This is a genomic window from Streptomyces sp. NPDC058457, from assembly GCF_042720695.1.
GTDB lineage: Bacteria > Actinomycetota > Actinomycetes > Streptomycetales > Streptomycetaceae > Streptomyces.
This window is the reverse complement of sequence record NZ_JBHXLU010000137.1, coordinates 1-26572: the sequence shown is the minus strand read 5'-3', so window position 1 is coordinate 26572 and position 26572 is coordinate 1. Positions and strand designations below refer to the sequence as shown.

Here is a 26572-nt window from a genome sequence, read left to right as displayed (position 1 = left end):
GACGGCGCCTACGCCACACAGGCCAACGCCGTCGCCACCTCCATGACCTCCGAAGCCAACACCAAACGCATGTCCTCCCCCCAGGTCATCGCCGACGCCATCGGCAAAGCCGTCACCGCCCGCAAACCCAAGACCCGCTACGCCACCGGCTTCGGCGCCCGCCCCATGATCACCCTCCGCAGCATCCTCACCGACCGCGGCTTCGACACCTTCATCTCCCGCGCCACCGGACTCCCACGCAACTGAACGACCTGGTGTGCCTGCCTGGCAGGCGCACCGTCCAGTGCGCCACGGCCGCCGCCCTTGATCTGCGGTCATTCTCATCCCGACTCTCGGGGGCACGGTCTCCGTGGCCCCGAGAGGACCGGCGAGGTCGCCTCGCTGCCTCCGGCCCATGTCGCTGTCTGGGCCATTCCTTCCGCGCTGTCGGCCGTGTCTCGCCCATCCTGCCGAGACCCGACACCGCGATCACACACCTTTCCTGTACTTGCGGGCCAACGCGCCCTTTATCCATGCCAGTTCAAGACTTGGAGCACATCATGAGCAAGACCTGGTTCGTCACCGGTGCCGGCCGGGGCTTCGGCCGTCAGTTCACCGAGGCCGCCCTGTCCCGCGGCGACAAGGTCGCCGCGACGGCTCGTAACCTCGCCACGCTGGAGGACCTCGTCACCGCCCACGGCGACGCGGTGCTGCCGCTGGAGCTCGACGTGACGGACAAGGCCGCGGTGTTCGCGAGCGTCGACCGGGCCCACAAGCACTTCGGTCGCCTCGACGTGGTCGTCAACAACGCCGGCTACGGCCTCTTCGGGGCCATCGAGGAGCTGAGCGAGGAGCAACTGCGCGGTCAGCTGGAGACCAACGTCTTCGGCGCCGTGTGGGTCACCCAGGCCGCGCTTTCGCACCTGCGTGAACAGGGCTCCGGCCACATCGTGCAGATCTCCTCCATCGGCGGTGTCGCGGCCGGGCCCCTGCTGGGCGGCTACCACGCCTCCAAGTGGGCGCTGGAGGGGCTGACCGAATCCCTCGCGCAGGAAGTGGCCGGTCTCGGCATCAAGGTCACGCTGGTCGAGCCCGGCGCCTTCGAGACCGACTGGATCGGCTCGTCCGCGGTGCACGCCGAGGCGCTGCCCGACTACGCACCGGTGCGGGAGCACCTCGCGAAGCTCATGGCGGAGTCGGAGGCGGGTGACCCCGTCGCGGCCGGCCGCGCACTGCTGGAGGTCGTCGACGCGGAGAACCCGCCGCTGCGGGTCTTCTTCGGGACCGCGGGCAATCAGTACCTCCCGCACATCTACGCCGACCGCCTGAAGACCTGGGCCGACTGGGCCGACCTGTCCGAGCGGGCCCAGGGAGGAAAGGCCGCCTGACCGGAGGGGACGCCTGAGCCCCCTCGCCCACGTCATCAGCCTCGGGCGCCCGGCCGGCGCCACGAGTCGAACCAGCCCGCACGCGTCTACCGATCCGTTGTTGAGCAAGGAGCTCTCATGACCATCACCAGCCCGCCGCAACGCGTGGCGGAGATCTTCTCCCGACCCGTCACGATCAACGGCCTCACCCTGCCGAACCGCATCGTGATGTCGCCCATGACCCGGATGCAGTCGCCGGGCGGCATACCGGGCGAGAACGTCGCGTCGTACTACGCGCGCCGTGCCGCCGCGGGCGTGGGCCTGCTCGTCACCGAGGGCACGTTCATCGGCCACGAGTCGGCGGGTGGGGTCGACACCATCCCGCTGTTCCACGGTGAGGAGCAGCTCTCCGGCTGGAAGGCGGTTGCCGACGCGGTGCACACGGCGGGCGGCAGGATCATGCCGCAGCTCATGCACGTCGGTGTGCAGCGTCCCGCCGGCGGTACGTTGAACGCCGACGCGCCGACCATCAGCCCGTCGGCCATCGGCCTCGACGGCACCGAGGGCGTCGGCAAGGCGATGACTCTGCGGGACGTGGACGACGTCATAGCGTCGTACGCCGAAGCGGCCGCGGCGGCGGAGCGGATCGGCTTCGACGGCGTGGAAGTACACGGTGCCCACGGCTACCTGATCGACACGTTCCTGTGGGCCCGTACCAACCGCCGCACCGACGTGTACGGCGGCGACCTGACGGCCCGTACGAAGTTCGCGGCGGAGGTCATCGCGGCCATCCGGGACTCGGTCTCGCCGCAGTTCCCCGTGCAGTTCCGCTTCTCGCAGTGGAAGAACGGCGTCTACGACGCTCGCCTCGCCGAGACTCCTCAGGAACTGGAAGCGATCCTCACCCCGCTCGCCGCGGCCGGCGTGGACGCCTTCCACGCCTCCACGCGCCGCTACTGGGTGCCGGAGTTCGACGGCTCCGGCCTCAACCTGGCGGGCTGGGCGAAGAAGCTCACCGGCAAGCCCACCGTCACGGTCGGCTCGGTGGGCCTGGGCGGCGGTACCGACTTCGTCGACACGCTGTTCCACGGCAAGGGCGCCGAGCTCCGGGGCATCGACGACCTGCTGGACCGCCTGGAGGCCGAGGAGTTCGACCTGGTGGCGGTCGGCCGGTCCCTGCTGCAGGACCCGGAGTGGGCGGCGAAGGTGCTGCAGGGGCGCTTCGACGAGCTGACCTCGTTCGAACCCGCCGCCCTGGCCACGCTGAGCTGAGCCAACGGCCTGGACGGCCCGCTCGTACGGTCGGCCGTCCCTCGCCGTCCTCGGGCCGAACCACGTCAGCCGAACCAAGTCAGTGAACGCGCGAGCCGGCAAACAGCCCGGACACCTCAGCGATCACTGCAACCGATGAGAAGCGTGCCCGAACACCTCCAGGGCGCGCACTTCACAAGACCGGGGCTGCGTCGAGCGGCAGCGGCCCCGTCGCGCCGAATCTGTGGGGACGGGATCGGCGCTCCCGGGCCCGGCGGCCGGACATCCCCGATGTCCCTGCCGCCGGGCCCGCGGAAGCACTGTCCCTCGATCGTCCTGCCGGCCTCTACGTCCCGCCGGTGGACCCCAGACTTCCAGGCCGTCACCGACGACGTGCCACAACCACATGAATCCCGAAGGGGTATCCCCCATGTCCGAGGCAGCCCACAAGGCTCCGGGCGCCGCCGGAGCGAACCGCTGGACAGCGCTCGTCTTCATTTCCATGGCGCAACTGATGGTCGTGCTCGACGCGACGATCGTGAACATCGCCCTCCCCTCCGCCCAGCAGGACCTGGGCATCTCCGACGGCAACCGCCAGTGGGTGGTCACGGCGTACGCCCTGGCCTTCGGCGGCCTGCTGCTCTTCGGCGGCCGGATCGCCGACATGTGGGGCCGTAAGCGCTCCTTCATCACCGGCCTGCTGGGCTTCGGGGCGGCCTCCGCACTCGGCGGCGCCGCCACCAACGAGACCATGATGTTCGCCGCCCGGGCCCTGCAGGGCGCGTTCGGAGCGCTGCTCGCACCGGCCGCGCTCTCCTTGCTGGCAGTGATGTTCACGGATGCCAGGGAGCGCGCCAGGGCGTTCGGTATCTATGGCGCGATCTCCGGCGCCGGCGGCGCCGTCGGCCTGATCCTCGGCGGCGTACTGACCGAGTACCTGAACTGGCGCTGGACGTTCTTCGTCAACATCCCGTTCGCCGTGACCGCCGCGTTCGGCGCGCTGTTCTTCGTCCATGAGCCCAAGGGCGAGAGCCACCGCTCCACCCTCGACATTCCGGGCGTGATCCTTTCCACCACCGGCCTCGTCTCGCTGGTCTACGGTTTCACCCGCGCCGAGTCCAACGGCTGGAGCGACTCCGTGACGGTCGGCCTCTTCGTCGCGGCGGCCGTGCTGCTGCTGGCCTTCGTGGTCGTCGAGACGCGGGTCAAGGCCCCGCTGCTGCCCCTGCGCGTGGTCACCGAGCGCAACCGCGGCGGGGTGTACCTCTCGCTCGGTCTCGCGATCATCGCGATGTTCGGCATGTTCCTGTTCCTCACCTACTACCTGCAGGTCATCAAGGGCTACACCCCGGTCAAGACAGGGTTCGCCTTCCTGCCGCTGATCGGCGGCATGATCACGGGCTCTGCGGTGATCGGCGCGCGGCTGATGACCCGCCTGCCCGCCAGGTTCCTGATGGGCGCCGGCTACCTGGTCGCCGCCTCCGGGATGTTCCTGCTGACGCGGCTGGAGACCGGCTCTTCCTACACCTCGCTGCTGCTGCCGGCGCAGCTGCTGCTCGGCCTCGGCATCGGCACGGCGTTCATGCCGGCCATGTCCCTGTCCACCCATGGAGTCGAGCCGCGCGACGCCGGTGTCGCCTCGGCGATGGTCAACACCTCGCAGCAGGTGGGTGGCGCGGTCGGTACGGCCCTGCTGAACACGATCGCCGCATCGGCGACCACGTCGTACATCAAGGACCACATCGCGGGCGCCGCCACCCGGTCACAGCAGCAGCTGATCCAGATGCAGGGCATGGTCCACGGCTACGCCAACGCGATCTGGGTCGCCGTCGGCATCTTGGTCACAGCCGCCGCCATCGGCCTGACCTTCGTCAACGTCGGCCGCCAGTCCGGCGGCACCGGCGTTGTGGCCGGGGCGGAGGGCGAGGCACAGGTCCCGATCGCCATGCACTGAGGCCGGCCCTGTGAGGCCGCCGCAGAGCGTGAGTCCCGGCACCGCTTCGGCGGGGCCGGGACGGCTCCGGTTCCGTCCGGGCGGCGGACAGAACCGGAGCCTGCGGTCGCGGTGGACCGCGGACGGGTCACTGAGCAGGCGAATCGGCCGGCGCGAAGCGGGCCACGAACTGGGCGAGGAGTTCGCCCCACTCCTGCAGGAACTCCTCGCTCTCGGGATCCCGGCCGGTCGCCAGACGGACCACCTTCGGCAGCATCGCGGGCACGATCTGAAGGGAGAGGACCGCCAGGTAGAACAGTGCGGGGTCGACGGCCGGGTCGATCTCACCCTGGTCCTGAGCGTTGCGGACCCGCTCCACGAGCTTGTCGTAGACCGCCTGGCGCTCGGCCTCCTTGTGGATGCCGCGTTCGTTGCTCAGGGCCTCGAACATCAGCAGGCGGTGGAACAGCTGTGTGTCGCGGGAGTTGTTGATCCGCAGCTCCTCCATGGTGACCTCGGAGTACTTGCGGTCCTCGCCCGGCGGGAAGGCCCGGCTGGTGTTCTCGGCGATGACCTGTTCGAACACCGCCTCGTAGATCGCCTGCTTGCTGCCGAAGTAGTGATAGACGAGTTGCTTGTTCATGCCGGCCCGGCGGGCGATCGCGTCGATGCGCGCCCCCGCGAAACCGTGGGCGGCGAACTCCTTGACCGCGGCGTCCAGCAACCGCTGGCGGGGGGCTTTCCTGGGCCGGGCCATGCGTAACTCCTCAGTCGGTGTCCGGGACGGTCCCGAGCGGTTTCGGGGTCCTGACGTGGGTCGATTCTAGGCAGTCGGTTCACACGGCAAACAAAAGGTTGTTTGACCGGCGGCTCTGCGGTCACCTCCCGGCCGCGAGGTCCGGTGCGTGGTTTTTCATCCTTACTACCCCTTGCATGAACCAGTATCACCAGGTAGACCTGGTTTATATCACCCAACCGTTTGGTTGAACTTAGAGGATGTGAGCCGTGATGGCGAGGACAGTGTCCAGGCAGGAAGCGGTCGTGGTCGGTGTCGGTACGACGGATTTCGGCGCGCAGTACCGCAACCGGGATGCCAACCGGTCCGAGTACCAGCTCGGTATCGACGCCCTGAAGATCGCGCTGGACGATGCCGGTCTCGCCAAGGACGACATCGACGGAGTCCTGACCTGCCGCCTGCCGAACTACGAGAAATTCGGCACGCTGGCGGGCATCCGGCATCCCAAGGTCGTCAACGCCTACGAGGGCTCGGGCCGGATGGCCGGCGTGGTACTCCAGCACGCCATCACCCTCGTCGAGGCCGGGCTCGCCACCACCGTCGCCTGCGTGTACGGGAACAACGGCCGCTCGGTCGGTATGACCTACGGCGGCGAGAGCGCCGGACGCGGACCGGGTGACGACACCGGTGCGTACGACCTCGCGTACGGCATGACCTCGCCGGGCGCCTACGTCGGCATGATGTACCGCCGGTACCAGCACCTGTACGGCGCTCCGGACGGCACGCTGGCCCCGCTGGCGATCAACAACCGGACCAACGCGGCGCTCAACCCGGTCGCGGCGATGACCAAGCCGCTCACCGAGGAGGAGTACCTCTCCGCGCGTTACATCTGTGATCCGCTTCGGCTGTTCGACTACTGCATGATCAACGACGGTGGCGTCGCGATCATCGTGACCACGGCGGACCGTGCCAAGAACCTGCGCAAGCCCGCCGTGCGGGTCATCGCCACGGCCGGGTCCGCGGACCTGACGGGCCATTACACCAAGCCGGACTTCTTCGACACCGCGGCCCGCGACGTGGCCGGCCGGGTGTACGCACAGGCGGGCCTCGGTCCCGAGGACGTCGACTGCGTGCAGATCTACGACAACTTCACGCCCATCGTGCTGTTCTCGCTGGAGAGCTTCGGGTTCGCGCCCCGCGGTGAGGGCTGGCAGTGGATCAAGGGCGGGCGCATCGGCCTCAAGGGCGAGACCCCGATCAACACCAGCGGCGGCCACACCAGCGAGAGCTACATGCAGGGCTGGGCCCTTCAGGTGGAGGCGATCCGCCAGGTGCGCGGCGACGCCGGCGACCGGCAGGTGGCCAACTGCGAGACGTCCCAGTACATCTGCGTGGCTCCGGTCGTGAACTCGCATGTCTTCCAGCGCGCGTGACACCGCTCGCGGCGCTGTCAGTCACCCGCGACCACTCGTTCCCCACTGTCTTCAGGAGCCACAGCCATGACCACGCAATACGCCAAACCCCTGCCGCGCGTCCATGACCTCAACCGTGCGTTCTTCCTCGGCGCACTCGACGGCAGGCTGACCCTTCAGCACTGCGACTCCTGCGGACACGTCTGGTTCCCCTCGGCCCAGAGCTGCCCCAAGTGCCTCTCCCAGCAGATCACCTGGAAGCCGGTGTCCGGCCGCGGGCGTGTCTGGTCCTGGGTCGTGATGCACCAGCGCTACATCCCTGCCTTCGCCGACGACCTGCCCTACGCGGTGGCCTTCGTCGAACTGGAGGAAGGCCCGTTCATGATGACGTCGATCGTCGGCGCGGAGCCGGAGGACCTGGTCTGTGACATGCCGGTGGAGGTCGTCTTCGACCAGGTCACCGACGAGATCGCGCTGCCGAAGTTCCGTCCGGTGACGGGGGAGGCGTCGTGAGCGGCGCGGGAGGCGCGCTGGCCGGCCTCCACGTGGTGCAGGCGGGAGACAGCGTCGCCGCCGGTTTCTGCGCGAAGGTCTTCGCAGGCCTCGGCGCCCGGGTCACCAGGATCGTCCCCGACCAGGGCGGCACGCCCTACGGAGACACGCAGCTCTTCCTCTACCTGGACGCGGCCAAGGAGATCCGCCGGGCCAACCAGACGGACGGCGAGGTCGCCGAACTGCTCGCCGGCTGCGACGTGCTGCTGGTTCGCGACACTCTGCTCCTCGACTGGGCCGAGACGGTGGCGGCGTTCGAGACGGAGAACGCGCGCCTGGTGGTCGCCGAGTTCGGGGACTTCGGCGACCGCGGGCCGCAGGCCGACTGGCAGGGCGGCGAGCTGGTCTGGCAGGCCGCGGGCGGGCTGCTCGCGCTGCTGGGCGACCCGGACCGCGAGCCGCTGATGCTCGGCGGACATCAGATCGCCTACTCGACGGGCCTGCTCGCCTTCACCGGCGTCATGACCGCCCTCGCGCACCGCGACCGCCCGGGTGCCCCCGGCAAGGGGCAGCGGCTGCGGGTGTCCGGCCTGGAGACGGTCGCGTACCTGGAGTGGAAGGGACCGGTCTACTACCAGGCCGGCGGAAGTCTCATCCCGCGCGGCAAGGAGAGCGGCCCGGTCGTACTGCCCTGCGCCGACGGCCACCTCGCCTTCTACTACCGGGCGACGGACTGGCCGCGCGTGCTGGAACTGTTCGCCTTCGACCCCGTGCTGTCCGAGGAGCGGTTCTCCACCCAGAGCGGCCGGATGGCCGAACAGTCGGAACTGGTCCAGCGACTGTCCAAGATCACCATCCAGCGCTCCAAGTACGAGTGGTATCAGGCGGCGCAGACCCTGAACATCCCGGTCGGCTACGTGGCCGACACCCGGGATCTCGTCGAGTCCCCGCAGTACCGGACGCAGGAGTTCATCGACACCGCGCCCGGACTGCCCTTCAGGTTCAACGGCCGGCGCCCCGCTGCTGTGGGCCACTGACCCCACTCTTCACGAAAGGCCCCTCACCACCATGGGTGACTCACTGATCCTCACCGACATCCGCGACGGCTACGCGATCGTGACGCTGAACCGCCCGGAAAAGCGCAACGCGCTGAGCCGGGCCGCACAGGCGGAGCTCCGCGACGCGCTCGACGAGATCCGCGACAAGGGCAGCAAGGCCGTCGTCATCACCGGAGCGGGAGACGTCAGTTTCTGCTCCGGCGCCGACACCCGCGAAGGGGCGCCCACCCAGCGGCGGCCCGCCAGCGCACCGGACTCGTGGCTGTACACCCAGCACCTCATCACCGACCACCCGGCGGTCTTCATCGCCGCGGTCAACGGCTTCGCGCTCGGCGGCGGTCTGACACTGGTCCACAACTGCGACCTGGCCGTCGCCGCGGACACCGCGACCTTCGGCGCTCCCGAGATCACCTTCGGCATCTTCCCCGCCCTGGCCGGACCGTCCACCGCCAAGCGGATCCTGCCCAAGCACGCCGCGGAGCTCATCTTCACGGGCAAGCGCGTCGACGCCGCCACAGCACTGCGTTTCGGCCTGGTCAACCAGGTCGTCCCGGCCGCCGAACTGCTGACCACCGCCGTGGCACTGGCCGAGCACATCGCCCAGTTCGACGCCACCGCCCTGGACTACAGCAAGCAGGGCTACCGCACCTCTGCCGATCTGCCCTGGCACCAGGCCCTCGACCACGGGGTGCGCAGCACCGCGGTCATCAGCGCCCAGCGCGCCATCGGCACCACGTGACCGCCACGACAGCGACGAGCCAGTGAGGACAGCCATGAACACCTTGGCACTCGACCACATCCGGGTCGCCGACCTCGGCATCATCACGGCCGGAGCGGCCACGACACAGGTGCTCGCCGACTTCGGAGCCGATGTCATCAAGGTGGAGTCGACGACGTACACCGACCCGTTCCGCCAGTGGACCCAGGTGGCCGCGAAGAGCAACGGCCCGGCGGACCTCAACGCCAGCCCGCCGTTCCAGTCGGTCAACCGCAACAAGCGCGGTGTCGGCATCGACCTGAAGCACGCCCGGGGCCGGGAGGCGTTCCTGAGGCTGGTGTCCGTGTCCGACGTCGTCGTCGAGAACTTCCGGCGCGGAGTGCTGGAGCGGCTCGGGCTGGGCTTCGACGAACTGCGCGCGGTCAAGCCGGACATCGTCCTGGTCTCGCTCACCAGCCAGGGTCTGACCGGACCGGAGAGCGGCTACATCTCCTTCGGCTCCACCCTCGACGCGCTCGGCGGACTGATGTCCGTCACCGGCTATGACGACCAGACCCCCCGCTGGTCGGGAACGAACGTCAACTACCCGGACCAGCTGGTGTCCTTCCTCGCCCCGGGGGTCATCCTGGCCGCTCTCCGGCAGCGGGACCTGACCGGCGAGGCGATCCACGTCGACTTCTCCCAGCGGGAGTCCGTCACCAGCGTCATCGGCGAGTCGGTTCTCGGCTACACCACCACGGGCGAGGTCGCCCGCCCACACGGCAACCGGGACCCCGTCGCGGCCCCGCAGGGCGTGTACCCCTGCCAGGGAGAGGAGCAGTGGCTCGCCCTGTCGGTCCCGGGCGACGAGCAGTGGACCGAGCTGTGCCGGGTGCTGGATCTCCCGGCCCTGGCCGAGGACGACCAGTTGCGCACGGCCTCGGGGCGACAGTTCGCGCACGACGTCCTGGACAAGCAGATCGCCGCGGCGACCGCCGGACGGGACAAGCACGACCTGGCCGCCCGGCTCCAGGAGGCCGGCATAGCGGCTTCCCCGGTCCTCGACGCAGGTGAGGTCCTGGACTCCCCGCAACTGGCGGCGCTCGGCTTCTTCCAGGACGCCGCCCCCGGCGGTTTCCCCGCCCACCGGCAGCGCGGCTTCGCCGCCGAACTCCAGGACACCCCGGGCACCGTACGGCAACCGGCGCCCCGTCTCGGCGAGCACACCCGGGACGTGCTGTCCGCGCTGCTCGGCTACTCGGACCAGGAGATCGCGGAGCTGGCCGATGCCGGTGCGATCTCCCTCGACGAACACTGACCACCGGGTCCGGCCACCAGGCCGGTCGCCCGCTCTCACCACCACCCGCGAAAGGCACGTCAACATGAGCACCCTCAACGGCAAAGTCGCCGTCGTCACCGGAGGCGGTCGCGGAGTCGGCCGCGGCATCTCGCTGGCCCTCGCGGCAGCAGGAGCGCAGGTCGTCGTCAACGACTTCTTCAAGGACAGCGAAGGTGCCGCCGCAGACAGGACGGCGGACGAGATCACTTCGGCCGGCGGTACCGCGCTCGCGAATTACGGCGACGTCTCCACCTTCGCCGGGGGCGCGGCCATCGTCGACGCCGCGGTGGAGCGCTTCGGCCGCATCGACATCCTGGTGATGTGCGCGGGCAACTTCGGCCCCGTGCCGACGCTGGATGTCACCGAGGACCACTGGGACCTCACCATGTCCGTCCACCTCAAGGGCCACTTCGCCTGTTCCCAGGCGGCCGCCCGGCACATGGTGGAGCAGGGCGACGGCGGACGGATCATCACCTTCGCCTCCCGCGGCGCCTTCTACATGACCCAGCCCGCCTACGCCGCCGCCAAGGCCGGAATCATGGGCCTCACCACGGCACTCGCCGGAGACCTCGGCAAGCACGGCATCACCGCCAACTGCATCCTGCCCAGCGCCGGAACGCAGCTGTTCCCCGGCAACGACCCGAGGGCACGCACCTTCGGCGGCATGCCCGCGAGCCGCAGCCTCGACCCCGAGGACATCGCACCCATCGTCACCTACCTGGCTGGCGACGACGCGAAGGACATCACCGCCCGCTTCTTCTACGCCTCCGGCGGCGACATCTGCGCCTTCGCCCAGCCCCTGGCCGTCCGTGGCGGCAGCAACACCTACCTCCGCAAGGACGGCCGCTGGACCCCGGAGGAGCTCGGGGAACTGCTGCCCGGCGTCCTCGGAGTCGGGCAGTAGCCCGGCCGGTACGGACGAGACCGACAGGAGACGGACCATGACACTTCCGGTGACCACGGACGAGGACACCACACCCCGCGACTGGCCCATGCTGATCGACGGCCGACATGTCGAGGCCAAGGAAGGCGGCTGGCTCGACGTCGTCGACCCCGGGACGGGCAGGGCGTTCGCGCGCGTGCCCGACGCCCGCTCCGCGGACGTGGACCATGCGGTTGCCGCCGCGCGTTCTGCCTTCGACGAGGGCAGCTGGGCCGGCCTGCCCGCCGAGGAGCGGGCCAGGCTGCTGTGGCGCATCGCGGATCTCATCGAGGGCGCCGGAGAGGAACTGGCCGCCCTGGAGAGCCGTAACCAGGGCGCGCCCGTGATGGCGGCCCGGGGCGGACAGGTCAACGTGGCGGCGAAGACCTTCCGCTACTACGCCGGAGCGGTTCAGCGCATCGGCGGCAAGGCCACGGACCTCAACTCCTACGGGCTGCGCTTCCACGCGTACACCCGGCGCGAGCCGATCGGTGTCGCCGCCCTGATCGTGCCGTGGAACGCGCCGCTGTCCCTCGCCTCGTGGAAGCTCGCCCCGGCCCTCGCCGCCGGCTGTACCGTCGTGCTCAAGCCTGCCGACGAGACGCCGCTGTCGGCACTGCGTCTGGCCGAAATCTGCCGGGACGCCGGCGTCCCCGACGGGGTCGTCAACGTCGTCACCGGCATCGGCAGGGAGACGGGCGCCGCGCTCGCCGCCCACCCGGACGTCGACAAGATCTCCTTCACCGGGTCCACCGAGGTCGGACGGGCCATCGTGCACGCCGCCGCAGGCAACCTGAAGAAGGTCAGCCTCGAACTCGGCGGGAAGTCCCCGGTCGTCGTCTTCGACGACGCGAACCTCGCCGAGGCGATCCCCGGTGCGGCGGACGCCATCTTCCGCAACTCCGGCCAGGTGTGCACGGCCGGCTCCCGGCTCCTGGTCCACGAGGGGCTGTACGACCAGATGGTCGACGGACTCAAGAAGGCGGCCGAGTCGCTGCGGCTGGGATACGGGACCGACCCGTCGAGTCAGCTGGGTCCGCTCATCTCGGAGCGTCACCGGGAGCGGGTCGCGGGCTACGTACGCAGTGGCATCGAGCAGGGAGCCGAGGTCGTCACCGGGGGAGAGCCGCTTCCCGGAGACGGGTTCTTCTTCCCGCCGACGGTCGTGGCACGGGCCACGCCCGAGATGCGTCTCGTCCGCGAGGAGATCTTCGGCCCCGTGGTCGCCGTCCTCCCCTTCACGGACGAGGACGAGGCCGTCCGCCTGGCCAACGACACCACCTACGGTCTGGCCGGCAGCGTCTGGTCGCGCGACGTGTCCCGGGCCCACCGGGTCGCGGCGCGACTGCGGGCGGGCCGGGTCGGCATCAACGTCCATCCGATTCCCGACGTGGCGATGCCCACCGGGGGATACAAGCAGTCCGGCTGGGGACGGGAGCTCGGCGAGGAGGGCCTCGACGCCTTCCTGGAGACCAAGTCCGTCCTCACCCGTCTCTGACCGATTTTCCGTACCGATCCGGACAAGCGAAAGAAGTGATCAAGGTGAGTGATGTGCTGCGGCACTACATCGACGGTGCCTGGGCCGAGCCGGCCGACAGCACGACGGCGGACATCGTCAACCCGGCGACCGGGGAGACGACCGGCCGGCTCGCGCTCGGGACCGAGGCGGACGTCGACTCGGCCGTCGCGGCGGCCCGGCGCGCGTTCGTCTCCTACTCGCAACTGAGCGTGGCGGAGCGGGTGGAGCTGCTCCAGAAGATCGCCGCGGAGTACGAGCGTCGCGCGGACGACATGGCGGCGGCCGTGACGGCGGACATCGGCACACCCCTGTTCCTGGCCCGGCTCTCGGCAGACGCCGCCGTCGGGTCGATCCGGGAACTGGTGGAGATCCTGCCCGAATACGCCTTCGAGGAGCGGCGGGGCGGCTACACCGTCCGAAAGGAGCCGATCGGGGTCTGCGGGCTGATCCCGCCGTGGAACTACCCCGCCCTCCAGATGACGGAGAAGGTCGTCCCCGCGCTGGCGGCCGGTTGCACGACGGTTCTGAAGCCCGCGGAGATCGCGCCGTACAGCGCCCAGGTCTTCGCCGAGATCCTGCACGCTGCGGGGGTCCCGCAGGGCGCGTTCAACATGGTCGTCGGCAAGGGCTCGGTGGCAGGCAGTGCGCTCACCAAGCACCCCGACGTCGACATGATCTCGTTCACCGGCTCGACCGCGGTCGGGATCCAGATCCAGAAGGACGCGGCGGACACGGTCAAGCGGGTCACCCAGGAACTGGGCGGCAAGTCGGCGCACATCATCCTGCCCGACGCCGACATCCAGACCGCCGTGGCCACGGCCGTCCAGGGCGTGATGGGCAACTCCGGCCAGACCTGTGTCGCCCCGACCCGGACACTGATCCCGCGTTCCCGCCGGGACGAGCTCGTCGGCGCGATCACCGCGGCGGTGGAGGCGGTCACCGTCGGCGACCCGCAGACCCAGGTGTTCATGGGACCGGTGTCCTCGGAGCGCCAGTGGCAGACCGTGCAGCGCTACATCCAGGCCGGCATCGACGAGGGGGCCACCCTGGCCACCGGCGGTCTGGGGCAGCCGGAGGACGTGAAAGGCGGCTGGTTCGCCCGCCCCACCGTCTTCGCCGACGTCACCAACGACATGACCATCGCGCGGGAGGAGATCTTCGGCCCGGTCATGTCACTGATCACCTACGACACGGTCGACGAGGCCGTCGACATCGCCAACGACAGCCCGTACGGACTGATGGCCTACGTCAGCGGCGCGGACCAGGAGCAGGTTCGTGACGTGGCCGCGCGCGTGCGCGCGGGACAGGTCCTCCTCAACGGCGCGCAGCTCGACCTGACGGCACCGTTCGGCGGCTACAAGCAGTCGGGCAACGGCCGTATCTGGGGTGTCGCGGGCCTGGAGGAGAACCTCGAAGTGAAGGCCGTCGTCGGCTAGCAGGCCGAGCCGGTCCCTCACCCCCGATCCGCCCTCTTCCACCGGATGTCCGCCAGGGAAGGCCTTCCGGTGGAAGAGGGCCCCATCGCGGCAGACACCGCGATGACCGACAGACATGAGCGGTCACCCCCCGGGCCGCTCGGCAGCAGTAGAGAAAGAAGAAGTGCCATGCATGTGGAAGTCGACGTCCCCAAGTGTGTCGCGTCGGGACAGTGTGTGCTGCTCGCCCCCGACGTCTTCGATCAGCGCGACGAGGACGGTCTGGTCGTCCTGCTCGACGACAACCCGGCGCCCGAACTCCACGACAGCGTCCGGGAGTCGGCCACGGTCTGCCCCGCCGCCGCGATCCGGCTGACCGAGTCGTGAGCGCGGCCATGGACCGGATAGTCATCGTCGGAGCGTCCTCGGCCGGGCTCGCGGCCGCCGAGACCCTGCGCCGCGAGGGCTACGCGGGCACCATCACCCTCGTCGGTGACGAACCCCATCCCCCCTACGACCGGCCGCCCCTGTCCAAGGAGATCCTCTCCGGAGCCTGGACCTCCGGCCAACTGGCCCTGCGCGCCACCGCCGACCTCGACGCCCTCGGCCTGGACACCCGATACGGGTGCCGGGCGGTCCGGCTCGATCTCCACGCCCGGTCGGTGCATCTGTCCGACGGCTCCGAGGTGGGCTTCGACGGACTGATCGTGGCGACGGGCGTGCGGCCCCGGCACCTGCCGGGTGAACGCGCCCACGTGCTGCGGACGGTCGACGACGCCCTGGCCCTCAAGGACCGCATCGGCCCGGACCGTCACCTGGTCGTGGTCGGTGCCGGGTTCCTGGGTGCCGAGGCCGCCGCGGTCGCCCGCGGACTCGGTGCTCGGGTCACCCTGCTGGAACCCGCGCCCGTTCCCCTGGCCCACGCGGTGGGCGAGACGGTCGGTCAGGCCCTGTCCCGGGCCCACCTCGACCACGGCGTGGACCTGCGCACCGGCACGGCCGTCAGTGAGGTCACCGCCCAGGGCGTCCGGCTGAGTGACGGAACCGTCGTCGAGGCCGACGACGTGCTCGTGGCGATCGGCTCGCACCCGAACACCGAGTGGCTGGAGGGCAGCGGACTCACCGTCGACAACGGCCTCGTCTGCGACGAATTCAGCGCAGCGGTCGGCGCGACGGGCGTCTACGGTGCCGGCGACGTCGCCTCCTGGCACAACCCGTTGTTCGACACGCGCATGCGCATCGAGCACCGCACCAACGCGACAGAGCAGGGCATGACCGCGGCCCGCAACCTCCTCGGCGCCGGCCGGCCGTTCACTCCCGTTCCCTACTTCTGGTCGGACCAGTACGACATGAAGATCCGGGCGTTCGGCTACCTCCGGGGGCACGACGAGGTACGCATCGTCCAGGGCGACCTGGCGGAACGGAAGTTCCTGGCCGTGTACCGCACCGGCGACCGGCTCAGCGGCGCCCTCAGCGTCGGCATGCCGCCCAAGGCCATCAACACCTGGCGCCAGTCCATCGCGGTCGGCGCCCAGTGGGCGGACGCCGTGTCCACGGCCGCCGCCTGATCGCGCGCAACACGATCACACCACCCCATCTCGTTTCTTCGGACCTCTTGGAAAGCGACCGTCATGACCCAACCTGCACCCGCCCCCGAATTCGTCTACGACCGACCGAAGGAAGCGCCACTCGGTCCTTCGCCCCTGCTCGTCGCGCTCCGGGACGAGAAGCCCATCACCCGGGTCTCCGTGTGGAACGGCAAGCTCGAATCCTGGCTGGTGACCCGCTGGGAGGAAGCCCGCGAGGTACTCGGCAGCCCGTCCCTCAGCACGAACCCGAACAACGCGGGGTTCCCGGCCGTCCGCGAGGGCGTCAGGCAGCGCGAGCGGGGCTTCTTCCAGATGTACGACCCGCCCGTCCACACGGCGATGCGACGCACCCTGACCCGTGAGTTCATGGTCAAGAAGATGGACGCGCTCCGCCCGGCCGTGGCGCGGATCACGACCGAGCTGCTCGACGACCTGACCAAGAAGAGCGGACCGGTCGACTACGTCGAGCACTTCGCCCTGCCACTGCCCTCGCTGGTGATCTGCGCACTGCTGGGCGTTCCCTACGAGCACCACGAGTTCTTCCAGGAGAACTCCAAACCGTTCGTCGACCTCACCGCGACCGCGGAGCAGGTCACGGAGGCCTACGCCAGGCTGTCCGCGTTCCTCAAGGAACTCCTGGCGGCCAAGCGGACCAACCCCGGCGACGACGTCGTCACCCGGCTCGGCGAGCAGGTGGACGCCGGCGACATCACCGAGCAGGAGGCCGCGGACCTCGGCGCGCTCCTGCTGTTCGCGGGACACGAGACCACCGCGAACATGATCGCGCTCAGCACCATCACCCTGCTGGAGAACCCCGAGCAGATCCCGCGGCTCTTCGGCACCCCGGAGGAGCTCGGCAACGCGGTGGAGGAGCTCCTGCGCTACATCTCCGTCCTGCACGGCGGGCTGCGCCGCGTGGCGACGGAGGACCTGACGATCGGTGACGTCACCATCCGTGCCGGAGAAGGCGTGATCGTTCCTCTCTCCGTCGTCAACCGAGACCCCGCGCTCTTCACCGATCCCGACCAGCTCGCCCTGGACCGCTCCAACGCCCGTCAGCACCTGGCCTTCGGCTACGGAATCCACCAGTGCCTCGGGCAGCCGCTGGCCCGCGCCGAGCTGCAGATCGTGCTGCCCGAGGTCTTCCGCCGCATGCCCGAGCTGAAGCTCGCCGCCCCCTTGGAGGAGATCACCTTCAAGGCGTCCAGCATGGTGTACGGCGTCCAGGAGCTGCCGGTCACCTGGTAGTACCCGCGTTCCACAGCGTCGTCGACATCGATCGACCTGGGCCGTGACGTCCGCGCGGTGTGCGGACCCGAGACGGCTGTTCGCACACCACACGGAAGGGCAACAAGATCGTGAAGGCATCCGTCACCAAGGGCCTCGGCCAGGGTTTCGTGGTCGAGGAGGTCGAACTCGCCGATCCGGTCGGTCGCGAGGTCAAGATCGAGGTCAAGGCGGCCGGTCTGTGCCACTCCGACCTCACCATCGCCACGGTCGCCGGACAGGACTTCCCCGTGGTGCTCGGCCACGAGGTGGCCGGCGTGGTCACCGCGGTCGGCCCCGAGGCCCGGCAGGTGAAGATCGGTGACCATGTCGTCGCCAGCCTCATACGCGCCTGCGGGGACTGCGCCAACTGTCTCGCCGCGCGGAGCTACATCTGTCTGCACCCCGAGCGGACTCAGCGAGCGGCCGACGAGCCCTCCCGCATCACCTGGCAGGGCCGTCCGGTCGCACTGGGCCTCGGAGGCCTCGCGGGCTTCGCCCAGGAGGCGCTGATCCACGAGAACCAGCTCGCCGTGATCCCGGAGGCGATGCCCTGGGCTCCCGCGGCGCTGCTGGGCTGCGGTGTGATCACCGGCGCGGGCGCCGTGCTCAACAGCGCCGACGTCCAGGCGGGGCAGTCCGTCGTGATCATGGGCGCGGGCGGCGTCGGCATGAACGCGGTCAGCGGCGCGCGGCTGGCCGGCGCGGAGTCGATCATCGTCATCGACGTCGAGGACGTGAAGCTCGAACGGGCCGCGGACTTCGGCGCCACTCATGTGATCAACTCCTGTACGACCGACCCGGTCGCGGAGGTGCGGAAGATCACCGGATACGGTGCGGACCACGTCTTCGACTGCGTGGGCCTGCGCCATGTCACCCGGCAGGGCCTGGAGATGCTGGCGAAGGGCGGCGGCCTCTACCTCATCGGTGTGGGCGGCCTGGACGCGGGCATCGATGTGCAGACGATCGCCGTGCTCACCCAGTCCCAACGTGTACAGGGCGTCGACATGGGCTCGTCCCACCTCAAGCGGGACATCCCGATGTACGCCTCGCTCTACCTTCAGGGGCGGATGAACCTCGACGACCTGGTCTCCAAGCAGATCAGCCTCGGCGAGATCAACGAGGGATACGAGTCGCTGAAGGACGGAAACACTCTGAGAGTGGTCGTCACCGACTTCTGCTGAGCGGACGCGATTCGCGTCATGTCGGGCTTCGCCGCGACGGACCACTACCTTGAGGTGACGCTGCGGATCCGGAAGCCGGCGGTGCAGTTCGAACCCGTGGGCCTAGAGCCGGTGCGCGTGGAGATACAGGCGGAGAGTCTGGACTGGCTGCCGACGATGCGCCGCCCTCCTGCTCCGGTTCAGGCTTCGTCTCGGAGGGGTGCCGGACTCTCGCGCAGGGCTGTGAGCACCCTCTGGCACGGTCTGCTTGGGTGCAGGACCATACGGTACGGGCGGGCTTGACGAGGCGGCCGCAGATGCGGCAATGGACCGAGGCTGCCCGTCTGCGGGGGGACGAGCCGGAGCGGCTCTTTTGCCTCGGTCAGCTGCAGCAGGCGGAAGCGTTTCCCCGGCTGTGGGAGTGCGAGGTTCAGCTGACCCTCGATGAGTACTCCGAGGCCGTGCGTGTTCATCAGTGGATTCGGCACGAGCAGGACCTGGCCACTCTCGATGTCAACCATCACGAGGCCATGGCTGCGGAGTTGCGGGCGACACGGCGCTTCCACTGGTCACAGGACGGTCATCTGATGCTTGTCGCCTTCAGACCTGAAGATCGCCGGTTGATCATCAACCGGGAAGTGCTGACGGGTGAGTCGGCCCGGGCGCTCAGCCGTGAAGTGCCCGCTTTCACAGAGATTTTGACCCGCTACGCGCGGAACCAGGCGGCGGGCCTTGGACATGAAGGCATTCCCCTGGACACCACACCGCTTCCTGGCCCGGGTCCCGTACTCCCCGAACGCGTATCGGGGCGCACGGCGCCTCTCCGGTGGGCACCCCGGCGCGGCATACCTGCCGCACCGCGGCGGCTTCTGCGGGCCCGCCACTCGTGGCGGCCCCGTCGGGGGAGCCGGTAGCATCTCGGCGGCCCACCACCAACGTAGCACCGGCCACAGCAACGAAGCTCCTGGCCAGCGCGGGCCGCCCAGCCCGGTCGCCCGACGACCACGAAGAGGTCCATTGGAGCGACTTCGTGTCGCACGCTGAGCGCGCTAGTTGGCCATTCTGAGCATGGCAGTGGGCCGCACGGTCTCTTCACGCGCGTGCCGCCGGCCGTCCATGCGTATCTGGGGCACGACGTTTGGGTGATCACCCGTGAAGCACCGAGACGGTGCCGATCGGTCTACCCGTCTTCGCTCTTGCCGCGGCCGATGCAGCGACCTCAAAGTTGTACGTCACGACCTTGGGGGTGGCCGGATGAGGCGTACGCGCGCTCGTCAGTTAGTGGTTTCCGCTGTGGGCGCGTGCGCTCTACTCGCTGCGGCGGCCTGCGGTGGCGGCGCAGAACGAGCCGCCAAGTCCTCACATTCGACAGCAGTATCGCGCACGTACACCAGCCGGTCCTTCGCGACGCCGCTCACGATCACCGTTCCCGCCTCACTGGGAGCGCTGCCGGTATCGGACACGGGCACCTTCCTGACGTGGGTGAAGTCGAGCAACAAGGTCCGGTTCCTGCTGCCCGCGGTCGTGTACCGGCCAGGGGGCAGTGGTAGCCCCGAAAAGCCGCCTGCCACATACAAGGGCTACGTGGCATTCCTTGGCATGCTCCGGACCGTCAGATTCCGATGATTGCAGATCCTTGTGGCAGTGGACGACGCGCGGCTGCTGAACGAGGTGTCCACGCTCCTGCTGCACGACTTGGCGCTTCGGGGACTGTCGGAGTGCCCGGCACGGCGCGTACGGGCGAACCTGCGCCGGACGCGGTGACCGCACTGTGAACGAGGGAGCGCCCGAGGGCGCAAGGAGGTGTCAAGGTGAGAAGGATCCTGGGAGTCCCGGCGCTGCTGCTCGCGCCACTGCTGGCGCTCGCCGCTTGCACGTCGGGCGCACCGAAGGCGCAGCAGTCCACATCCGACTCGACGGGAGCGTCCCCAAAGGTGGTCCATCTGACGATGGCCGTGCCCTACGGCACCACGTCTTCGGTGGAGAGGTTCATCCAACGGGTCGCAGAGGCGACCGGGGGATCTCTGCAGATCGACGCCAAGCTCAAGTGGCGGACGGGCCAGCTCGCCTACGAGGACGGCACGATCGCGGACGTCCAGGCGGGCAAAGCGGATCTGGGGGTAGCAGGCACGCGGGCCTTCCCCGGCCCCGTGCGGATACTCAGCGCGCCAGAGCTGATCACCAGTTACGCAGCCCAGGAACGGCTGTTGAAGAGCCCCCTCTACAAGCGGCTGGGCACCGCACTGAGCGTCCCGGGGATCACCGGCCTCGGCCTGCTCCCGGGCCAGTTTCGCTACCTGTTCACCGCGAGTCGCTCGGCCCCGACCCCCACCGGCCTGCACGGGCGGCTCGTCGGCGTGGCACAGTCGAAGCTGGCAGACGACACCTTCCACGCTCTGGGCGCACGCACCCGCTGGTATCCGCTGTCCGGATCGGTCAGCGACATGGACGGCATCGAGTCCTCGATCGCCTCCTTCAACCACGAAGGCTACGTCTCCTCCAAGAAGTACCTCACAGGGAATCTGGTGCTGTGGCCCCGCATGGTCGTCCCCTTCATCAGTGACAGCGCGCTGAAGCGCCTGAGTCCCGAACAACGCCAGGCGCTCACCCAGGCCGCGTCCGCCGCCTTCGAAGACACGATGTCGGAACTGCAGGCAGAGGATGCGGATGAACTCACCCAACTCTGCGCGGGAGAGCTGGTCGTGGGGCAAGCCGGTGCGGCGCAGCTCGCGGCGTACCGTGTGGCCGTCGCTCCGGTTGACACCCGGCTGGAGCACGATCCCCAGACCGGCGAGCTGTTCACGCTGGTGAAGTCGCTGGTGAAGGGAGCGAAGCCGGAACCCGCCCTTCACTGCTGATGCCCCTGGACCTTCCCGAGCGGGACCCGCGGACGGCCTTGGGTCGCACGATTCGGGGTTGACCGGCGGCTGAGCCTTCCCGAACGATCCGGCGGGCAGGGAGACGATTGCCGCGGACAGGATCGCCTTCGGCGACCATCGGGGCCCGAGGGGAGGGCAGTGTCTGTCACCAACACGAAGCCGGGGTTTTGACGGCAGGATACGTGATCCTTCTGGACGCTCCGCACTCTCCAGCGGCGACCGTCCACCCGACCGCCTCCAGCAGGCCCCGCAGCAGCGGCGTCCGGCGGCCGTAGAAGTAGGTCAGCCCTTCCAACCGCTCGGCGAAAGTCCTCCGACCGCACGCTGCGTTGTCACAGAACAAGCGCCGCACGGTCAACTGGGCAAGGGCGTGACCCGTCGGCCCCTGGACGGGCGTGACCCCCAACGACTGGTCAAGGCTCCCGAGTTGCCTGCGCCCGGCGACCTTGGGGACCGCGCGCGGGACTTACCGCCCGTGGACAGGCTCCCCGTTCCGTATGACCAGCACTACCAACTCGGCGGACGGCTTGGCCAGGCTCGTCTCCAAAGGCTCACCGAGAAGGCATAGATCGGCGGGGGAGTCTGCCTCGACGCGCCGAGGCGGGGCGCCGGGGGACCGGAGCGGCGAGAGGAAGCCGGAGAGTGCGATCCGGGCGTCGACCTGTTCATGAGCGCCCAGCACGGTCCCGGATCGGGTGCGACGGGACGACGCGGCCGCGATGGTGCGCCAAGGGTCCGGATCGCCGAACGGGGCGTCGCTCGAAGGCGCTGTCGGCACGCCGTGTGCCAGCAACGTGGCGTAGGGGTAGAGGTGTTCGACATCCCGAGGATCGACCGAGGCCAAGTAGTCGTCGCCCCGGGTGGCGATGAACGAGGGCTGGGTGACCACCGTCAGCCCCTTGGCGACCAGTGCTTCGCACAGCTCCGGCGGTACCACAGCGGCGTGCTCCAGGCGGTCACCCTCGCAGGGGCCCACGATCTCCAGAGCGGCCAGAGTGAGCAGCAGGGACTCCCGAGTCACGCAGTGCACGGCCACCGGTCGGCCGGCCTGGTGCGTCCGGCCGATCACGTCCGCGAGATGATCAAGGCCTGGAAGATCGTGGTCGCGAAGGAGGATCTTGTGCGGCCCGACGGACATGGCCGGGAGGAGCGGAGTCCCGGTCGCGGCACCCAGCAGCTGCACCGCCTGCGGCAGGCGTCCGTCGTGTACGGCGCTGGTCAGCAGCTCGAGGCCCTTCTCATCAAGATCCGGAGTGGCATCCGTCACCCCGGTGATTCCGTACGACGCCAACTGGGCTCCCGTCGACGTCAGATCGGGCGGTGCAGCACCGACCGCGGCACGCAGGCGGTCGTCGTAGCGCCACAGACGGCCGGTCGGCCGGCCGGCCGCGTCGCGTTCGACGTCCAGGGTCTCGTCCAGAGCGTGGGCGACGGCTGTCAGCCCCGCGCTGTTGAGGATCCACAGCGCCCCACCCCTGTGCTGCAGCCGTACGGGGTGGTCGGGGACCATCTCGTCCAGGGCGACCCGGTCCAACAGGCCGGCCACCGACTCGCTGTACCCGGTACCCCGAACCCAGCTGCCCGGTGGAAGGCCGCTCGCCGCCTTGCGCAGGGTTGCACTCAAACCGGCCGCATCGCTGACCGTCGGGGGACCGCAGACGACAGAGTGCTCCGCCGCGGCCATCGCCAGCAGATGCACATGATGGTCGTGCAGCCCCGGCAGCAATGCGCCGCCGCCGGCGTCCACGACCTCTTCGTCCGGCAGCGGCCGCAGTCGCTCTGCGATCTCCGCTACCTGTCCGCCCTGCACGCGGACGTCGACGAGGCGGCCTTCGACCTCCGTCCGTGCGATGAGCAGCCTCACGGGCACCACCGGGCGAGTACGTGTTCGGTGTCGTCGCCGGATTCCGCAGCCCGCCGAGGCGCCCGCCGGGCGCGGGGCTGCCGGACCGGGAAGACGCCGTGCTCGGTTTCCACCCACCAGTCGTCGACGGGTCCCTGCCGTACGACGTGCGGTTCGGCCGGTCCCTGAGCGGCGAAGGCGGCGACATCTCGCATGGAGACATCGATGAGGCAGCCTCGGTCCCCGGCGAGAGCGGCTGTCGTGGCGGTGGCCGCGTGGACGCCGGCGAGCGGGTCGGCGAGGGCGTCCCCACAGGGCAACGGTCCGTGCTCCGTCCACACGACCAGGCCTGCGCCGGCTGCGACGTCGTCACCGAAGCCCACACGGTTCGCCCACGGTCCGGTCCGCCCGTAGGCCGTGATGCTGGTCCACACCGTGCCCGCGGCGACCGCCTCCTCGGCGTCGATGCCGAGCTGGCGCAGTGCCCGGGGCCGGGAGGCCTCAAGGACGGCGTCGGCGGACTCCACGAGCCGTCGCAGGGCTGCGACGCCGGTCGGTGAGGCGAGATCGAGAGATACAGAGGCATGCCCCGCATGCAAGAGGTCGTAGAAGGCCGGCGGTCCGAACCGGGCACCGTCGAGACGGTGCGGGCTCTCGACCTTGACGACGTGGGCTCCGGACAGACTCAGCAGCCGGGCGCACAGCGGTCCGGCCCACAGAGAGGTGAGGTCGACCACGAGTGGTTGCGGACGCCGGTGCCTGCGCGGCCCACCCTGCTGGATCAGCACTGGGCTGGGGTCGAATCCGGCCGATGCGGAGCGATGGGCGCTCTGCTCGTCTTTGAGGCGGAGGGGCGTCGTTGCGACGGCGGCCGCCGGGATGCCCAGCAGTTGTGCACGGTCGGCCACGTCCCTCGCCCTCTGACCCGAGGCCCAGTGTTCCAGGGCGGCCCAGATATCGGTTTCGATGCTGTTCTCGACGAGGGCCGGAACGAGTTCGACGTCGTCCTGCCGGGCCAGGGAGATGCCCACCCAGCCGTCCGCGGCGGGGAGGATGCGGAAGGCTCCGCCGGCCGACCACGGTCCTCGCCGGGACAGTCCCGCGATGGCCGCGCGCTCGCCGAGCAATTCGGTGCCGGGCAACCGGATCGGTTTTCCCGTACGAGTCTGGCTCAGGGCTGCGGTCGATTCAAGGGCGCGGCGAAGCACGCCGGCCGGCGCTCCCGGAGCCGCGAATGGCGGTCCGCCGGGCCGGCCGGTCAGGGCCATGGCCCCGGAGTCCGCCCAGTCGCGCAGGCTGTTCACCGGGGGACCTGCACAGCAGCCGTCCAGCAGGGCCGCCGTCGGCTCGCCGAACGCGGCGGTCAGCCACGAGGCTCGGTCGCTGGACTCGGAGTCGGAACCGGAGGAGAAGGTGGGCATCAATCGGGTCCCCGTAACGGCACTGGCTCTAATCCGACATGTCAGCGGAGTTCAACACAGTGATGGCGGAGTTCAACACGGTGGTGATTGAAATGCCGCCGACGTTCGGAGAGCTGGTCCTGCTTTCCTGAGCCAGGTCTCTGGCTCCCCAGGAATACAGTGTAATGCCTATGGCAAAGAGGACGGCATATCCGATGAATCGGTGGACTGCTTGTCGGTTCATGGTCCGCTCGGCAAAGCTGAGGTCTTTCTGTCGAAAGACGGTGAGATGACGATTGTCGGAGATCTTCCCGACCGTTGCGCGCCTCAATTCACCTCGGCGCCCAGGCGGTTGATCTCAAGGCTGTACAGCACTGCCGGACCCCGACCCCGCAGCCGCGCCGCCGCGATCATCGCGCGGCCCAGGTGTTCGGTCGTGGTCACATGCTTTGGCGTCAGCCGAAGCAGCACGGGATAGAGCCACCCCGTGAGCCGGTACAGCAGACGGTAGACAGGCACCCGGGCGGACGCCCCGTTGCGGGGCTGGATGAAGCCGGGCCGGAACATGTAGGCGTTGAACGGCATGGCCAGCAGCGCGTTCTCGGTACGGCCCTTCACCCGAGCCCACATGGAACGGCCCCGCTCCGTGCTGTCGGTGCCCACCCCGGACACGTATGTGAAGGTCAGGTTCGGGCTGTCGGCGCTCACGGCGTGGGCCGCGGCCAGGGTGTAGTCGTACGTGATCCTGGTGTACTCCTCCTCGCGGCGGCCGACCGAGGTGACGCCCAGACAGAAGAAGCAGGCATCGAGGTTCTTCAACTCGCCCTGGATCGCCGTGTAGTCGGTGAAGTCCGTGTGCACGAGCTGGCGAAGCTTGGGGTGGTCGGCGTTCAGAGGAGTACGTACGACGGCCAGAACTTCGGTGACATCCGGTTCCAGGAGACAGGCGCGCAGGACGCCCTGTCCGACCATGCCGGACGCCCCGAAGACGATGACGCGCATGTGCTGCTCCAGTGGGTGGATGAGGTCGGGTACGGCACGCTCGGGATCCGAGCGGCGTCGATGTCGTTCAGCCTTGTGCGGCGCGCGAGAGATTTTCCCACTCGGCCCAGGTCTGCAGACGCTGCGCGTACAGACCCCTGACGATGTCGACGGGCTGGCTGCCGAAAAGGACTCGCAGCGGCGGGTTCTCGGCGTCGACGATCTGCAGCAGGGCCCGGCCGGCGGCGACGGGATCGGCCGGCTGCCTGGCGTCCCGCATGGCCTGGATGGCCTTGTGGAACTCGGCGTAGGCGGGATGCGGTGTGGCCTGTACGGCGGAGCTGTCCGCCCAGTCCGTGTCGAAGCTGCCCGGTTCCACGAGGGTGATCTTGATGCCCGTTCCCTGCACTTCCTGGGAGAGGGACTCGCTGAATCCCTCCAGCGCCCACTTGGAGGCGTTGTAGCCGCCGACGAACGGGAACGCGGTGATCCCGTTGACGCTGGAGATCTGGACGATATGACCGGAGCCCTGTTCACGCAGCAGCGGCAGGACCGCCTGCGTGACCCAGAAGGCGCCGAAGAAGTTGGTCTCCATCTGTCCGCGCAGCTGCTCCTCGGTCAGCTCCTCGATCATGCCGAAGAGGCCGTAGCCGGCGTTGTTGACGACCACGTCCAGGCGGCCGAAGTGCTGGTGCGCTGCGGTGACGGCGGCGGTGACGGCAGCCCTGTCGGTCACGTCGAGCGGCAGCGGCAGAACCGCGTCGCCGTACCTCTCGACCAGATCGCCGAGCGATTCTGGGTCGCGAGCCGTGGCCGCGACCTTGTCGCCGCGGCCGAGCGCGGCCTCGACGAAGGCGCGGCCCAGGCCGCGGGACGAGCCGGTGACGAACCAGACCTTGCTCATGGGGTTCTCCGTTTCTCGGATTCCGGGGCAAGTGGTGGGCATACCGCGCCGTGAGGGTGCGATGCCGTGTACCCACCGGCCGCGGCCGGTTTGCTGCATGGGCGCGGAGGCGGAAGCACGAGCGTCACGTGCGGGTGATCGACCGCGCTCGCCTCGGCGGACTGCCGGACATCCGGGATCAGGCCGACCGTGGGAGTCCGGTGGCGCGGGAGATGAAGGTGTCGAAGCCGCGGTCGGTGAGGAGGCCGCGGAGGGTGATCATGGGGCGGGCGCCGAAGCCGGTGGCGTAGCGGGTCTTGGGTTTGCGGGCGGTGGCGGCCTTGCCGATGGCGTCGGCGATGACCTGGGGGGAGGAGAGGCGTTTGGTGTTGGCTTCGGAGGTCATGGAGGTGGCGACGGCTTCGGCCTGGCGGGCGTAGGCGCCGTG

General features: G+C 69.3%; 21 protein-coding genes and 2 pseudogenes. 17 read left to right on the top strand and 6 right to left on the bottom strand.

What is annotated here, in order from left to right; translation table 11 throughout:
- From ACFWPS_RS51070 to ACFWPS_RS51055, 4 genes and pseudogenes are all read left to right on the top strand, one after another.
- Positions 1-246, top strand: a pseudogene (locus ACFWPS_RS51070) (short-chain dehydrogenase/reductase); the annotation flags it as partial.
- A 293-nt stretch (positions 247-539) separates the two neighbouring features.
- Entirely contained in the window at positions 540-1367 is an 828-nt protein-coding gene (locus tag ACFWPS_RS51065) for an SDR family oxidoreductase (protein ID WP_383720564.1), read from the top strand.
- Between the two features lie 117 nt (positions 1368-1484).
- Positions 1485-2618, top strand: coding sequence for an NADH:flavin oxidoreductase (locus tag ACFWPS_RS51060; protein WP_383720562.1), 1134 nt, complete (start codon positions 1485-1487; stop codon positions 2616-2618).
- Positions 2619-3027: 409 nt separating this feature from the next.
- Positions 3028-4551 carry an MFS transporter gene (locus tag ACFWPS_RS51055; protein ID WP_383720559.1) on the top strand — a complete coding sequence of 508 codons (1524 nt, stop codon included), beginning with the start codon at positions 3028-3030 and terminating at the stop codon, positions 4549-4551.
- Between the two features lie 127 nt (positions 4552-4678).
- Here ACFWPS_RS51055 and ACFWPS_RS51050 read toward each other — a convergent pair whose 3' ends face one another.
- The gene (locus ACFWPS_RS51050; RefSeq protein WP_383720556.1) at positions 4679-5287 is read right to left on the bottom strand and encodes a TetR/AcrR family transcriptional regulator; all 609 of its coding nucleotides are present in this window, start codon (positions 5285-5287) and stop codon (positions 4679-4681) included.
- Positions 5288-5538: 251 nt separating this feature from the next.
- On the opposite strand from ACFWPS_RS51050, the gene ACFWPS_RS51045 reads away from it, so the two are divergent.
- The 13 genes from ACFWPS_RS51045 to ACFWPS_RS50985 all read left to right on the top strand — a co-directional run bounded on the left by ACFWPS_RS51045 (position 5539) and on the right by ACFWPS_RS50985 (position 20996).
- Positions 5539-6699, top strand: a complete 1161-nt coding sequence (locus ACFWPS_RS51045) for a thiolase family protein (RefSeq protein ID WP_383720555.1) — start codon at positions 5539-5541, stop codon at positions 6697-6699.
- 66 nt (positions 6700-6765) lie between these two features.
- Positions 6766-7191, top strand: a complete 426-nt coding sequence (locus ACFWPS_RS51040) for a Zn-ribbon domain-containing OB-fold protein (protein ID WP_383720552.1) — start codon at positions 6766-6768, stop codon at positions 7189-7191.
- Positions 7188-8207, top strand: a complete 1020-nt coding sequence (locus tag ACFWPS_RS51035) for a CoA transferase (protein WP_383720550.1) — start codon at positions 7188-7190, stop codon at positions 8205-8207. The genes ACFWPS_RS51040 and ACFWPS_RS51035 overlap by 4 nt, the downstream gene beginning before the upstream one ends.
- A gap of 31 nt (positions 8208-8238) precedes the next feature.
- The gene (locus ACFWPS_RS51030; protein WP_383720548.1) at positions 8239-8967 is read left to right on the top strand and encodes an enoyl-CoA hydratase/isomerase family protein; all 729 of its coding nucleotides are present in this window, start codon (positions 8239-8241) and stop codon (positions 8965-8967) included.
- Positions 8968-9001: 34 nt separating this feature from the next.
- Positions 9002-10243 (top strand): CaiB/BaiF CoA transferase family protein, encoded by a 1242-nt coding sequence (locus ACFWPS_RS51025; protein WP_383720545.1) that lies wholly within the window; start codon positions 9002-9004, stop codon positions 10241-10243.
- Between the two features lie 64 nt (positions 10244-10307).
- Positions 10308-11168: an SDR family NAD(P)-dependent oxidoreductase gene (locus ACFWPS_RS51020; protein ID WP_383720542.1), complete on the top strand. Its 861-nt coding sequence runs from the start codon at positions 10308-10310 to the stop codon at positions 11166-11168.
- A 37-nt stretch (positions 11169-11205) separates the two neighbouring features.
- A complete protein-coding gene (locus tag ACFWPS_RS51015; protein ID WP_383720539.1) occupies positions 11206-12684 on the top strand; it encodes an aldehyde dehydrogenase family protein in 1479 nt (492 codons plus the stop codon).
- Between the two features lie 44 nt (positions 12685-12728).
- Positions 12729-14141 carry an aldehyde dehydrogenase family protein gene (locus ACFWPS_RS51010; protein WP_383720536.1) on the top strand — a complete coding sequence of 471 codons (1413 nt, stop codon included), beginning with the start codon at positions 12729-12731 and terminating at the stop codon, positions 14139-14141.
- A 168-nt stretch (positions 14142-14309) separates the two neighbouring features.
- Positions 14310-14507 (top strand): ferredoxin, encoded by a 198-nt coding sequence (locus tag ACFWPS_RS51005; RefSeq protein ID WP_189269560.1) that lies wholly within the window; start codon positions 14310-14312, stop codon positions 14505-14507.
- Positions 14508-14515: 8 nt separating this feature from the next.
- Entirely contained in the window at positions 14516-15688 is a 1173-nt protein-coding gene (locus ACFWPS_RS51000) for an NAD(P)/FAD-dependent oxidoreductase (protein WP_383720533.1), read from the top strand.
- Between the two features lie 63 nt (positions 15689-15751).
- Positions 15752-16957, top strand: a complete 1206-nt coding sequence (locus ACFWPS_RS50995) for a cytochrome P450 (RefSeq protein ID WP_383720530.1) — start codon at positions 15752-15754, stop codon at positions 16955-16957.
- Between the two features lie 110 nt (positions 16958-17067).
- On the top strand, positions 17068-18159 hold the full coding sequence (locus ACFWPS_RS50990) for a zinc-binding dehydrogenase (protein ID WP_383720527.1): 1092 nt from the start codon (positions 17068-17070) through the stop codon (positions 18157-18159).
- 1790 nt (positions 18160-19949) lie between these two features.
- Positions 19950-20996 carry a TRAP transporter substrate-binding protein gene (locus tag ACFWPS_RS50985; protein WP_383720524.1) on the top strand — a complete coding sequence of 349 codons (1047 nt, stop codon included), beginning with the start codon at positions 19950-19952 and terminating at the stop codon, positions 20994-20996.
- A gap of 487 nt (positions 20997-21483) precedes the next feature.
- Here ACFWPS_RS50985 and ACFWPS_RS50980 read toward each other — a convergent pair whose 3' ends face one another.
- From ACFWPS_RS50980 to ACFWPS_RS50960, 5 genes and pseudogenes are all read right to left on the bottom strand, one after another.
- The gene (locus tag ACFWPS_RS50980; RefSeq protein WP_383720521.1) at positions 21484-22881 is read right to left on the bottom strand and encodes an amidohydrolase family protein; all 1398 of its coding nucleotides are present in this window, start codon (positions 22879-22881) and stop codon (positions 21484-21486) included.
- Positions 22878-24281 carry a CoA transferase gene (locus ACFWPS_RS50975; RefSeq protein WP_383720518.1) on the bottom strand — a complete coding sequence of 468 codons (1404 nt, stop codon included), beginning with the start codon at positions 24279-24281 and terminating at the stop codon, positions 22878-22880. The genes ACFWPS_RS50980 and ACFWPS_RS50975 overlap by 4 nt, the downstream gene beginning before the upstream one ends.
- A gap of 306 nt (positions 24282-24587) precedes the next feature.
- Complete coding sequence (locus ACFWPS_RS50970; RefSeq protein WP_383720515.1) at positions 24588-25262, bottom strand: NAD-dependent epimerase/dehydratase family protein; 675 nt, start codon at positions 25260-25262, stop codon at positions 24588-24590.
- A gap of 67 nt (positions 25263-25329) precedes the next feature.
- Complete coding sequence (locus tag ACFWPS_RS50965) at positions 25330-26145, bottom strand: SDR family oxidoreductase (RefSeq protein ID WP_383720511.1); 816 nt, start codon at positions 26143-26145, stop codon at positions 25330-25332.
- A gap of 178 nt (positions 26146-26323) precedes the next feature.
- Positions 26324-26572 (bottom strand): annotated as a pseudogene (locus ACFWPS_RS50960) (short-chain dehydrogenase/reductase); the annotation flags it as partial.

Coding starts and splice junctions, on each gene's coding strand:
- ACFWPS_RS51015 (WP_383720539.1), top strand. CDS start 11,206: ATGACACTTCCGGTGACCACGGACGAGGACACCACACCCCGCGACTGG.
- ACFWPS_RS51005 (WP_189269560.1), top strand. CDS start 14,310: ATGCATGTGGAAGTCGACGTCCCCAAGTGTGTCGCGTCGGGACAGTGT.
- ACFWPS_RS50965 (WP_383720511.1), bottom strand. CDS start 26,145: ATGAGCAAGGTCTGGTTCGTCACCGGCTCGTCCCGCGGCCTGGGCCGC.
- ACFWPS_RS51055 (WP_383720559.1), top strand. CDS start 3,028: ATGTCCGAGGCAGCCCACAAGGCTCCGGGCGCCGCCGGAGCGAACCGC.
- ACFWPS_RS51065 (WP_383720564.1), top strand. CDS start 540: ATGAGCAAGACCTGGTTCGTCACCGGTGCCGGCCGGGGCTTCGGCCGT.
- ACFWPS_RS51045 (WP_383720555.1), top strand. CDS start 5,539: ATGGCGAGGACAGTGTCCAGGCAGGAAGCGGTCGTGGTCGGTGTCGGT.
- ACFWPS_RS51030 (WP_383720548.1), top strand. CDS start 8,239: ATGGGTGACTCACTGATCCTCACCGACATCCGCGACGGCTACGCGATC.
- ACFWPS_RS51025 (WP_383720545.1), top strand. CDS start 9,002: ATGAACACCTTGGCACTCGACCACATCCGGGTCGCCGACCTCGGCATC.
- ACFWPS_RS51050 (WP_383720556.1), bottom strand. CDS start 5,287: ATGGCCCGGCCCAGGAAAGCCCCCCGCCAGCGGTTGCTGGACGCCGCG.
- ACFWPS_RS51000 (WP_383720533.1), top strand. CDS start 14,516: ATGGACCGGATAGTCATCGTCGGAGCGTCCTCGGCCGGGCTCGCGGCC.
- ACFWPS_RS50975 (WP_383720518.1), bottom strand. CDS start 24,281: ATGCCCACCTTCTCCTCCGGTTCCGACTCCGAGTCCAGCGACCGAGCC.
- ACFWPS_RS51060 (WP_383720562.1), top strand. CDS start 1,485: ATGACCATCACCAGCCCGCCGCAACGCGTGGCGGAGATCTTCTCCCGA.
- ACFWPS_RS51020 (WP_383720542.1), top strand. CDS start 10,308: ATGAGCACCCTCAACGGCAAAGTCGCCGTCGTCACCGGAGGCGGTCGC.
- ACFWPS_RS50970 (WP_383720515.1), bottom strand. CDS start 25,262: ATGCGCGTCATCGTCTTCGGGGCGTCCGGCATGGTCGGACAGGGCGTC.
- ACFWPS_RS50995 (WP_383720530.1), top strand. CDS start 15,752: ATGACCCAACCTGCACCCGCCCCCGAATTCGTCTACGACCGACCGAAG.
- ACFWPS_RS51040 (WP_383720552.1), top strand. CDS start 6,766: ATGACCACGCAATACGCCAAACCCCTGCCGCGCGTCCATGACCTCAAC.